We start from the raw sequence: 11229 nt of genomic DNA on the forward strand, positions 1-11229 counted from the left end.
TAGCTACTCCTGTTCAGGGTTTCTCAAATAATAACCGACACCACGTCTGGTAATTAACCATGTTGGGTGACTTGGTTTGTCTTCTATTTTTTCTCTTAATCGTCTAACTGTTACATCGACTGTACGAACGTCTCCAAAATAATCGTAGCCCCACACAGTTTGCAGTAAATGCTCTCTAGTCATCACTTGTCCTAAATGATTAGCTAGATAATGCAGCAATTCAAACTCACGGTGTGTCAACTCAATCGTTTCTCCGCGTTTTGACACAATATATGCATCAGGGTGAATCACTAACGCTCCTACTTCGATATCATTTGAAACTTCTTCTTCAACTTGAGGTGCTCTTGTGTGCTGTCTTCTCAAGTTGGCTTTGACACGCGCCACTAGCTCTCGATTTGAAAAAGGTTTCGTTACGTAGTCATCAGCTCCAAGTTCAAGCCCTAATACCTTATCGATTTCAGCATCTTTTGCTGTTACCATAATGATCGGCATGTCATGGTTTTTGCGTACTTCTCTACAAACTTCCAAGCCATCCATTTTTGGCAACATTAAATCTAATACAATTAAATCTGGAACAATTTCTTCTGCTTTTTCAACGGCTTCTTCTCCGTCATAAGCAGTATAAACATCATAACCTTCTTTAGTTAAATTAAATTTAATAATATCTGAGATTGGTTTCTCATCGTCTACAACCAATATTTTTTTCATCTTCTGCCCTCCTCGATATACGAGTAATTATCTATATAAAACGCATTTTCCTAACTTTCATTATACATAATCTAGAAAAGAAGTGCAAAAAGGGGTAACAATCTTTTCATACGCCAATATGGCTAAAAAGGCCGCACCACTTTATCAGGTGCAGCTTTCATTTGAGCATCTAGTTTTGTTCTTCTCTAGATACACACATGGCTACAGTCTCTCCTGCAATACCATCTTTTGTGTAATCCATTTTTACTGTAGTCTCGTCATCCATACCTTTTATAACTACTACTGGTATAACTAATGGAATGTCTTTTTCTTCAAAGTACGCTCGACTAAACGTAGCCAGTACGTCTCCTTTAGTAACATGCATCCCTTTTTTTAAATCAGATTGGAATCCTTTTCCTTGCAGACTGATCGTATTGATACCAATGTGTACTAAGACTTCAACGCTTTCATCTGTTTCGATCACATAGGCATGTAAAGTGTCTGCAACTTGATATAATACGCCGCTGACAGGAGCCACAACGTATTCTGATGTCGGAATGACAGCAAATCCTTCACCTACCATTTTTTCTGAAAAAACAGGATCTGGAACTTCTTCCAAGCGAATAATTTCTCCATCAGCAACAGTTACAAGCTGGAACCTGTCCCACTTTTGTTGATCGTCAACATGATTTGAATTGTTTGCTTGCGCCAACTTATTTTCCTCCAACTATCTCTATTCTATTTGCCTTATCTTTTTGTATTGTAAAACAAATAAAGGGTTATTACTACACTTTTCCTATTTTTTTCTCACGGTATCGTCACTGTATTCACATTTGCACAACTGTTTTTGTTTGGAGAAATTTCAGATAAATGATAGACTAATCTTAGAATAAAGGGTTTTCTCATTTAGAAACAACGTTATCAAAGTAAGCGTAAGTGGTTTGCTTGATTTTAAGCCAACTTGCGTTCATAATATGTTCAAAATATACTGATAGGAGGTCAATTTCAACTATGTCTATTGGATTTTATATTGCCATAGCTATTGTCGTATTAGCTATTGTCGGTCTTGTTGTTGGCGGGTTGATAATGAAAAAACGAATCAGCAGTTTAATGGATGAAGTAAATACTGTCGTATTGGATGTCAACCAGACAGTTGATCGATTCAACAATGATATAAATGCAATCAATACAAAAGTCACCAATATCCAAACTCGTGCTGAGTCGATGATCCAAGACGTCACAAATAAACAACAGTATATCGAAGAATTTTCATCAAAAACTTCGGAATTTAGTGATTCAGTCAATCACTTAAAAACTTCCGGAACGGAATTAAAAAATCAATTTGTGACATCTCCAGGGAAAACTACTAAACGAACTTTCCCGGCTCTTGTCAAAGCAGGAAAAACTGCTCAAATCATGTTTGAGAAACGTCGTAAAAAATAACAGACAATTAATTAATGAAAAGAGGGTCATATTATGGGAAACAGCAATATGGGAAAAACGTTGATCGTTGGATTAGCTGCAGCAGCAACTGCTTTACTTTTTGCCCCTAAATCAGGGAAAGAATTAAGAGAAGATTTAAAAGAACAAGGCTTAGATTTAAAAGATAAAGCTATGGATAGAGTAAATGAATTAGCTGATGAGTTCAAACAAACCTATCAGGAAGTAGGAGAAGAAATGGATTATGCAAATCCAGATCCTGAGTTGAGCGAAACGATTGCGGATATTGAAAATGATTTGTATCATCCGCATCAAGAAAAAGCAGACGTTATGCCACCTGAACCAACAGATTTAGTGACTCCGCCTAATGGACTTACTCATCCGGATCCTGCTGGAGCTGGAGATTTACCGGTACCGCCTGTAGAGCCAGATGTTTTACCAACAGCTGAGCATCCTGCAGTAGATCCGCTTGATCCGCACAATCCAAATAATCCTTTATAAAATATTCAACAATTAAAAGCCCTGTAAAACCAATCTTAATGGTTTTACAGGGCTTTTATTGTTGCTGATTCAAATTTTTGAAAAACAGATTACTCGTTTACTTTTTTCACCCATGCTGAAACTGAGCCAGCATTTACAGGAAAGATTCCTACACCGTTCTCATCTAATGTGACTTCGTCTTGACGATGTCCCAAGTAATCATAAAAGACTTCCCCAGCTCTCTCTTCACCGAAGGACATTTCTTTAAAGCCTTCTTCACTATTAGATAGCACAACAGCTAATCCATCTGGGTGATCTTCATCCCCCGATCTCGTCCAGCCAATGCAATTAGCATGATCGATATAATCAACTTGTTCACCATAAGCATAATTCTTTCTAACACAAATCAATTTATCCAATATCTCTGATTGTCCGTCAATTGGATTCTCACCTTTCAATCCATAATAATCACCATAAAAGACTGTAGGGTATCCATACTTTCTCAATAGAATAATACTGTAAGCTAGTGGTTTGAACCAAGGCTCTACATAAGATTCTAATGCTTGAGACGGTTGAGAATCATGGTTATCAACAAATGTAACTGCCGAAGTGGGTCTTTTTTGCATCAATGTTTCGTCAAATAATGGGCGCAAATCATAGGCGTTGCCTTCTTTAGATGCATTAGACAATTTATAGTGCAATGAGACGTCAAATAAACTGATATCTTCATCAAGGGTATTTAAGTATTCTTTCAAATTTCCATATTTTTGGTCCCAATACTCTGCTACTACAAAGAAGTCTTCACCGAATTCTTCTCTTATTCCACATACGAGATCATTAATGAAGTCCGCATGGATGTGTTTTACAGCATCTAATCTAAACCCGTCTACTCCAGTTTCTTTGATAAACCAGCTGGCCCAATTTTTAACCTCATTAACCACATCTGCATTATCATAATCGATATCTGCAAACATCAAATAGTCATAATTACCAAACTCATTAGCAACTGCTGAATCATCCGCCCAACTTTTACCATCTTCCGCAATACGAAAAATACTTTTCTTATCGTTTATCTGATCATAATCAATACCGCTGAAGTGATGATAGTTCCATATAAAGTCAGAATATTTTCCTTGGCGTCCTGGGAAAGTAAATTTTGTCCATCCTTCAATTTCATACGGTTCGGATATTTCTTTGTTTCGATCATCTTCAGCTACCTCTACTGCCATGAAACGTTCCGTTTCGTCTGCTCCGCCTTTATGGTTCAATACAACGTCTGCATAAACTTGAATTCCATATTTATGAAGTTCTTCTATGGCATCTAATAATTCTTGTTTAGTCCCGTATTTCGTACGAATTCCGCCTTTTTGATCAAATTCACCTAGATCATATAAGTCATATATGCCGTAACCTTCATCGTTATGTGTTACCCCTTTAAATACCGGTGGAATCCAGACAGCTGTAATGCCAATGTCGTGTAAATGTGCCGCATCTTCTTTTAGACGCTGCCAATGTTTTCCGTCAGCATCAATATACCATTCAAAATATTGCATCATTGTTCCATTCATAACCATCGTTCTTCCCCCTAAATAAATTCAATAGAATCTATAATATCAATACTGTAAAAAACAAATATAACTAAATCATAAGACTTTGTTGATTTAATAGCAATTTTAAAGCTCCAAGGAGTTGGGAATAATAGTAAAGTTCCATATGATAATTCAAATATCTGCTTTTTGAACACAGTACGAAAAGCAATACTAGAAATCTATAAACAAAAGGCCGAACGAGAATGTTATTTTCTCGTTCGGCCTTTAATTGAAGAAACATGGTTAGATAACATTTGTACGGCTCCTATTACCCTATATATGTTTTCGCCATGTATTTCGATTGAACAAAATTAAGATTGGAAAGATTTCCAGCCTTCCTGCTATCATCGCAAATGATAAAACCAGTTTAGAAAAATCACTAGCATGTGCAAAACTTGCTAATGGACCGACAGTACCCAGACCAGGCCCAATATTATTGAAGGTAGCAGCTACTGCACTAAAAGCAGACGTGAAGTCAGGTGCATCAAAACTAATCAGCAGTAACAAAGCAAAAAAGATGATCATGTAAATAACGAAATAATTCGTTACACTATGTTTGACTTCTTTATCTAAAGGCTTCCCTTCATACTTAATCGTCACTATTCTATTAGGATTAGCGTTTCTTTTGAATTCAGAAACGGCTGTTTTCCATAAAATAGCTACTCTGGATATCTTTAAACCTCCTGCTGTAGAACCAGCACTTGCTCCAAAAAACATCAAGATAATTAAAACTGTTTGAGAGAAGACAGGCCAACTGCCAAAATCAGCTGTAGAAAAACCAGTAGTAGTGATAATGGATGAAACAGAGAAAAAGGCATCACGGAGCATTCTCCAAAAAGAATCATAATGAGAAAAAAGATTTAGGCAAATCAACGTTACGGCTGCTAAAACAATGCCTATGTACCATCTCAGTTCTTCACTTTTAAGCACTTCTTTGATTTGCCCTATCAGCACTAAGTAAAATAAGTTAAAATTCACACCGAAAATCAACATTGAAAAACTTAATACATAATCTATATACGCACTATCGTAAGAAGCAATACTTCCATTTTTGATACCAAACCCTCCAGTACCAGCTGCGCCAAAGGCATGCAATAAGGCATCAAAAAAGTTCATTCCTCCAAAAAGGAGCAAAATCACTACTACAGCAGTCAAAATCAAATAGATTTTATATAAAATACGCGCTGAAGATGAGAGTTTTGAAACCAACTTGCCAAAAACTGGTCCTGGTACCTCAGCTTTCATGATGTGTACAGATTCAGACTCTATTTGAGGCAATATTGCTAAAGCAAATACTAATATTCCCATTCCACCAATCAAATGAGTAAAACTCCTCCAAAATAAAGAAGACTGAGCTAAGGCTTCTACATCAGTCAAAATGCTTGATCCAGTAGTTGTAAAACCGCTGCTGGTTTCAAAAAAAGCATCAATCAATCTAGGTATATCTCCGTTTATCACAAACGGAAGTGAACCGAAAAATGATAGCAAGATCCATGATAAAGAAACAATTATAAATCCTTCTTTAGCAAACATGTTCTTTTTAATCGGCTTTTTACTGCTTAGTAAATAACCAATAGTCAGTAACAGTAAACTAATAGATAAAAAACTAAACGGATATTTCCATTCTTCTCGATAAATCAAACTGACTACCAATGGAGCGACTAATAGTATTGCTTCTACTTGCAATAGTCTCCCAATCGTATATTTTACCATGCTAAAATTCAATTGTGCTGCTCCTTTATTTTAAAATATCGTCTATATCATCATATTTTTTTTCTTTTGTAATCACAATAATATGATCATTTGGTTTGATTACGTCTTGTCCACCTGGAACGATCAATTTTTTCCCTCTAATGATATACGCAATCAACAAATGATTTTTTATTGGCAAAATTTCTAACGGCTTATTTATGACACGACTAGTTTCTTTCACTTTAAATTGGAGAGCCTCTACTTGATTGTCTGCTAATCTGAATAAAGCTTCTACATTTGAAACAGATGTGTTCGTTAATGAACGGACAAATTGTAAAATACTATTAGCAATCACTCTCTTTGGAGTCACAACTGTTTGCAGTCCCATAGTCCCAAATATTTTCAACAACAGTGTTCTATTCACCTTCGTCACGATTTTCTTCACATTTTTTTGAGAAGCGTATAAGGATGTAATGATGTTTTCTTCATCAACACCTGTTAAGCTGATAAATACATCATAGGCTTCCAGACGTTCTTCTTCTAAAAACTCTTGATCCGTACCATCTCCGTGAATGACCATAATGCCAGGAAAAACATCACTTAACTCTCTCGCTTTTTCCGGATCATTTTCAATGACTTTTATGTCCATTTTATACTCTTTTAACATATTGATTAGATAGTACGTGATACGTCCTCCGCCAACAATCAAAACTGATTTCATTTTAGCTCGATTGTCTCCAATCAGCTTATAAAACTTGTTCACCTCTTTTAATGAGCTGACAACAAAAATATGATCTCCTTCTCTTAGAAAATCATCTCCAGAAGGAATAAGCACTTCATCGCCCCGTTGAATAATAGCCACTAAGATATTCCCATAACGTGTTCTAAAATTCTTTAAACTCATATCTCGTAAAGGACTATTTGCCTTAATCTTTAGTTCTACTATATTCACTCGATTATTAGCAAATGATTCTACACTTAATGCAGTAGGATATTTGATTACTTTCATAATATCTTTTGCTGATTCTAGTTCAGGAGTAATCATCATTGTAATTCCAAGGCTTTCTCTTACGAAATCCAGATGCTTTGTATATTCTGGATTTCTCACTCGAGCAATCGTATATTTGGCTCCTAATTTTTTAGCAATCGTAGCCGACATAATATTGATTTCATCTTGTGACGTTACCGCAATGAATATATCGCATTTTGGAACATTGGCTTCCATTTGCAAATCATAACTAGCTCCATTTCCAACTATGCCTGTTATATCATATTTGCTAATCAGGGCGTTCAATCTTTTACTATTTTTTTCCATCAATATAATGTCATTCCCCTCAGACGAAAGTTCAGAGCATAAAACTTCTCCAACTTTTCCGCCTCCAGCAATGATAATATTCATAAGTATTCTTCCTCCTAATATGATTGCATTATAACTGCAACAATAATTGGTAATGGTATGTGCTGTTAAATAATTACTCATTCAAATAAAAAATAAAAAGTGGTCAACAGATGTATTCTAGCAGAATGAGTAGAAAATACAATGATTCTATGAAATATTATTTCCTGGGAAATAATATCAGTTTTATATATGTACTTATTATCAACTTTCGATCTGCATAACTAAGCTCTAAAACAGCAGCTATTGAATCAACTTATATCTTATAACCTTTTAAAAATAAAAAAAGAGATAGCACACGTTTTTACATGCTTTCGCATTAACGTATAACTATCTCATGGATTTGGCTATCCAATATATGGGCTGTGGGGGGCTCGAACCCTCGACCCGCTGATTAAGAGTCAGCTGCTCTGCCAACTGAGCTAACAACCCGTTCGTATCACAGTAAAAAAATTATAGCACATTTTTTTACTGTGATGCAATTTTTTTTATCATTAAATCTGGAATTATTCATTGCTGTTTATTAGTTGAGATTCTGTGACGAACTCAAACAATTCAGCAGATTGATTCTTATTGAGTTGAATATATTTTTCTTGTTCTTCTATTACAAGCTCAACTTGGTCCTTATTTGGACTGATCCATAGATCATAATTCGAACCAATCGACTGATTATCGTCTTCAAATTGAAATTTGTAATGCGGAGGCTGTGTCATTAATACGACTCCATTTTTCCATCGTACATCTTCTAGTAACTCCGCTGCTTTTTTTACGACATCATTATCCGTTATTTCTTTAAATAACTCGTATTGATCTTCTTCTCCCACGCGCTTTTGCACTATGATTTTATTTCCCGAAGAATTGGCTTCGTTTGAACAGCCTGTCATAAAAATTGAAAAAAACACTATACAGATCATCAAATATTTTGTGATTTTTAACAACAACACCCCTTTACTAAGGAGAAGCTTGTTAGTAAATCAACCTTAAATAAAACACGTCTGTAATTTTATTTTACATCAAAATATTCAATAATCAATAACGTTAATAAAAGAACTTGTTTTTATTCCTATTGTCTTATCCTTCAGACCAAATATCTTCTAAAATATTCGTTTGTTCTCGACCAGGTCCTACTGAGAAAGTAGAAATACGAACACCGACCAGCTCAGAGATACGATTTACATAATTACGAGCATTTTCTGGCAATTCTTCTAAAGAACGGCAGTTAGTAATATCTTCATTCCAGCCTGGTAACTCTTCATAAATTGGTGTGCACTCTGCTAGTTCTTTTAAGCTTGCTGGATAATGCAAGATTTTTTCTCCATTACGCTCATAAGCTGTACAAATTTTAACCGTGTCCAATCCGCTTAACACATCAATAGAATTCAAAGACAGATTCGTAATGCCTGAAACACGTTTTGAATGACGCATCACAACAGCATCAAACCATCCAACACGACGCGGACGTCCAGTTGTTGTCCCGTACTCTTTTCCGATATCTCGAATTCTTTGGCCGATTTCATCATGCAGCTCAGTAGGGAAAGGACCGTCTCCTACACGAGACGTATAAGCTTTACATACGCCAACTACTTTATTGACTTTTGACGGGCCAACTCCGCTTCCTATAGTAACTCCGCCTGCTACAGGATTAGAAGAAGTCACAAATGGATAAGTTCCTTGATCGATATCCAACATAACCCCTTGCGCGCCTTCAAATAATACATTTTTCCCAGCATCTAATGCTTCATTCAAAATCACTGAAGTATCTGTCACATATTTTTTGATTTCTTGACCATATTGGTAGTACTCTTCAAATACATCTTCAAAAGCAATTTCTGTTGAGTCATACAATTTAGTAAACAATCTATTTTTTTCTTCTAAGTTTCTGCGCAATTGTTCTTCAAATAATTCTTTATCTAGTAAATCGGCAATACGGATTCCTACTCGAGAAACTTTGTCCATATAAGCTGGACCAATTCCCTTAATGGTAGTCCCTATTTTGTTTTCGCCTTTAGATTCTTCTTGCAATTGATCCAATTGAATGTGATAAGGCAATATGACATGAGCCCGATCTGATATCCTTAAATTGTCTGTACTGATTCCTCTTTCATGCAAATAAGCCAATTCTTTAATCAGAGCTTTAGGATTTACAACTACTCCGTTCCCTATGACGCTGATTTTTTTTGAAGAGAAAATTCCAGAAGGAATCAGATGAAGTTTATATGTTACTCCACCAAATACAATGGTGTGTCCTGCATTATCTCCACCTTGATAACGAGCAATTACTTCAGCATTTTCACTCAAAAAATCTGTGATTTTTCCTTTACCTTCATCGCCCCATTGCGTACCGACCACTACTACAGAAGACATATAAACACCTCATTCATATTTTTAAAAATCCTTTAGTAGTGTACCAAGAAAGAGACTACTATTCAATAAAAAAACGAATATTAATATCTTTTTTATTGAAAAAACAGTTCAAAAGCGAACTATTTTCAATAAAACAATAATAAAAAAGCTTATAAACGAACGTGAGCGTTCATTTATAAGCTTTCGATTATTGCGGGATAGCATCTTCGGGATAATAAGATAAAGAAGAAAACTTATTATACTCTTTGATAAACAGTAACTTGACTGTTCCCCTTGCACCACTTCTGTTTTTTTCAATAATGACTTCAATAACATTATCTTCATCTGCTTCACTATTATCATCATCATTGTCTTGACCTTCTCGATCGTAATAATCATCACGGTAAAGAAAAGCAACAATATCCGCATCTTGTTCAATAGATCCTGATTCTCGAATATCACTTAAAACAGGTCTTTTATCTTGTCTTTGTTCTACACCACGAGACAATTGAGACAGCGCAATAACAGGAACCTTCAATTCTTTGGCTAATTTTTTCAATTGACGAGAGATCTCTGATACTTCTTGCTGACGGCTTTCTTTACCAGTCCCTTCAATCAATTGAAGGTAGTCAATTAAAATAAGCCCCAAGTTGCCTTTTTCTTGTTTTAATCGACGACATTTCGCTCTAATTTCCGCTACACGTATTCCTGGTGTATCGTCAATATAAATACTCGCTTTAGACAAACTACCCATGGCGATGATCAAACTTTGCCATTCTTCTTCTGTTAAGTTACCCGTTCTTAAATGACTGGCGTCTATGCTTCCTTCAGAACACAGCATACGGTTAACAAGAGACTCAGCACCCATCTCCAAACTGAAGATAGCTACTGTTTCATCTGTTTTAGTTCCAACGTTCTGTGCAATATTCAAAGCAAATGCCGTTTTACCAACGGCTGGTCTAGCTGCAAGAATGATCAATTCTTCTTTTTGCAGCCCGGCGGTCATCTTATCCAACAATTTATAACCAGTGGGTAACCCCGTGATTTCTTCATCGTTTTGATACAGTTGATCAATTTGAGCCACAGTAGAGTTCAAGACGTCTGAAATGGACAAAAAACCTGTCCTGCTTCGTCTTTCAGAAACTTCTAAGATACTTCGTTCAGCATCATCTAAAATCGAAGCAACCTCATCAGATTCTTCATATCCTTTAGCAACGATTTCCGTAGCGGTATGGATTAAATTCCGCAGAATAGACTTTTGTTCAACGATTTTTGCATAATACTCCATATTAGCTGCAGTAGGAACCGCAACCGCTAAATCTGCTAAGTAAGGGATTCCGCCCACATCTTCTAATTGATTTTTTGATTCTAGTGCGTTTGTTACCGTAACAATATCAATTGCTTCATTTTCATCGTTCAAATTCATCATCGCTTGAAAAATCAACTGATGTCCGCGTCTATAAAAGTCTTTTGCTTCAATAAACTCTAAAGCACCAACTAATGTATCCGCATCTAAAAAGATAGATCCTAGTACTGCTTGTTCAGCTTCAATACTCTGTGGTGGTAAACGATCTTGGAATGCTTCATTTGCCAAGTTTTTCT

The 11229-nt window shown here is 35.9% G+C and carries 10 protein-coding genes and 1 tRNA gene; 2 read left to right on the forward strand and 9 right to left on the reverse strand.

The genetic code is table 11. The features are described 5' to 3' along the window. Positions 1–3: 3 nt before the first annotated feature. Positions 4–708: a response regulator YycF gene (gene yycF / locus BM137_RS06775; protein WP_092480409.1), complete on the reverse strand. Its 705-nt coding sequence runs from the start codon at positions 706–708 to the stop codon at positions 4–6. A gap of 169 nt (positions 709–877) precedes the next feature. Beyond that, on the reverse strand, positions 878–1399 hold the full coding sequence (locus BM137_RS06780) for a PTS sugar transporter subunit IIA (RefSeq protein WP_092480410.1): 522 nt from the start codon (positions 1397–1399) through the stop codon (positions 878–880). A 299-nt stretch (positions 1400–1698) separates the two neighbouring features. Between BM137_RS06780 and BM137_RS06785 the strand changes: the two genes are divergently transcribed. Together BM137_RS06785 and BM137_RS11390 are read left to right on the forward strand one after the other, a co-directional pair. Next, complete coding sequence (locus BM137_RS06785) at positions 1699–2130, forward strand: hypothetical protein (protein ID WP_092480411.1); 432 nt, start codon at positions 1699–1701, stop codon at positions 2128–2130. Positions 2131–2163: 33 nt separating this feature from the next. Beyond that, positions 2164–2628, forward strand: coding sequence for a YtxH domain-containing protein (locus BM137_RS11390; RefSeq protein ID WP_092480412.1), 465 nt, complete (start codon positions 2164–2166; stop codon positions 2626–2628). Between the two features lie 89 nt (positions 2629–2717). Here the strand turns inward: BM137_RS11390 and BM137_RS06795 are convergent, their stop codons facing one another. From BM137_RS06795 to dnaB, 7 genes are all read right to left on the reverse strand, one after another. Beyond that, complete coding sequence (locus tag BM137_RS06795; protein ID WP_092480413.1) at positions 2718–4181, reverse strand: alpha-amylase; 1464 nt, start codon at positions 4179–4181, stop codon at positions 2718–2720. Positions 4182–4469: 288 nt separating this feature from the next. After that, positions 4470–5921, reverse strand: a complete 1452-nt coding sequence (locus tag BM137_RS06800; protein WP_092480414.1) for a TrkH family potassium uptake protein — start codon at positions 5919–5921, stop codon at positions 4470–4472. A gap of 13 nt (positions 5922–5934) precedes the next feature. Further along, the gene (trkA, locus tag BM137_RS06805; RefSeq protein ID WP_092480415.1) at positions 5935–7287 is read right to left on the reverse strand and encodes a Trk system potassium transporter TrkA; all 1353 of its coding nucleotides are present in this window, start codon (positions 7285–7287) and stop codon (positions 5935–5937) included. 356 nt (positions 7288–7643) lie between these two features. Beyond that, positions 7644–7716: transfer RNA gene (locus BM137_RS06810), tRNA-Lys, on the reverse strand. Positions 7717–7790: 74 nt separating this feature from the next. Next, positions 7791–8198: a YhfM domain-containing protein gene (locus tag BM137_RS06815; RefSeq protein WP_482156168.1), complete on the reverse strand. Its 408-nt coding sequence runs from the start codon at positions 8196–8198 to the stop codon at positions 7791–7793. A 157-nt stretch (positions 8199–8355) separates the two neighbouring features. Further along, positions 8356–9648, reverse strand: coding sequence for an adenylosuccinate synthase (locus tag BM137_RS06820; protein WP_092480417.1), 1293 nt, complete (start codon positions 9646–9648; stop codon positions 8356–8358). Between the two features lie 187 nt (positions 9649–9835). Beyond that, positions 9836–11221: a replicative DNA helicase gene (gene dnaB / locus BM137_RS06825; protein WP_092480418.1), complete on the reverse strand. Its 1386-nt coding sequence runs from the start codon at positions 11219–11221 to the stop codon at positions 9836–9838. Between the last annotated feature and the right edge of the window lie 8 nt (positions 11222–11229).

The sequence above is a fragment of the Desemzia incerta genome (assembly GCF_900115825.1).
Taxonomy (GTDB): Bacteria; Bacillota; Bacilli; order Lactobacillales; family Carnobacteriaceae; genus Desemzia; species Desemzia incerta.

Excerpts from the sequence above, each read along its gene's own strand:
- yycF (WP_092480409.1), bottom strand. The coding sequence starts at position 708 with ATGAAAAAAATATTGGTTGTAGACGATGAGAAACCAATCTCAGATATT.
- BM137_RS06785 (WP_092480411.1), top strand. The coding sequence starts at position 1,699 with ATGTCTATTGGATTTTATATTGCCATAGCTATTGTCGTATTAGCTATT.
- BM137_RS11390 (WP_092480412.1), top strand. The coding sequence starts at position 2,164 with ATGGGAAACAGCAATATGGGAAAAACGTTGATCGTTGGATTAGCTGCA.
- BM137_RS06795 (WP_092480413.1), bottom strand. The coding sequence starts at position 4,181 with ATGGTTATGAATGGAACAATGATGCAATATTTTGAATGGTATATTGAT.
- trkA (WP_092480415.1), bottom strand. The coding sequence starts at position 7,287 with ATGAATATTATCATTGCTGGAGGCGGAAAAGTTGGAGAAGTTTTATGC.
- BM137_RS06815 (WP_482156168.1), bottom strand. The coding sequence starts at position 8,198 with ATGATCTGTATAGTGTTTTTTTCAATTTTTATGACAGGCTGTTCAAAC.
- BM137_RS06820 (WP_092480417.1), bottom strand. The coding sequence starts at position 9,648 with ATGTCTTCTGTAGTAGTGGTCGGTACGCAATGGGGCGATGAAGGTAAA.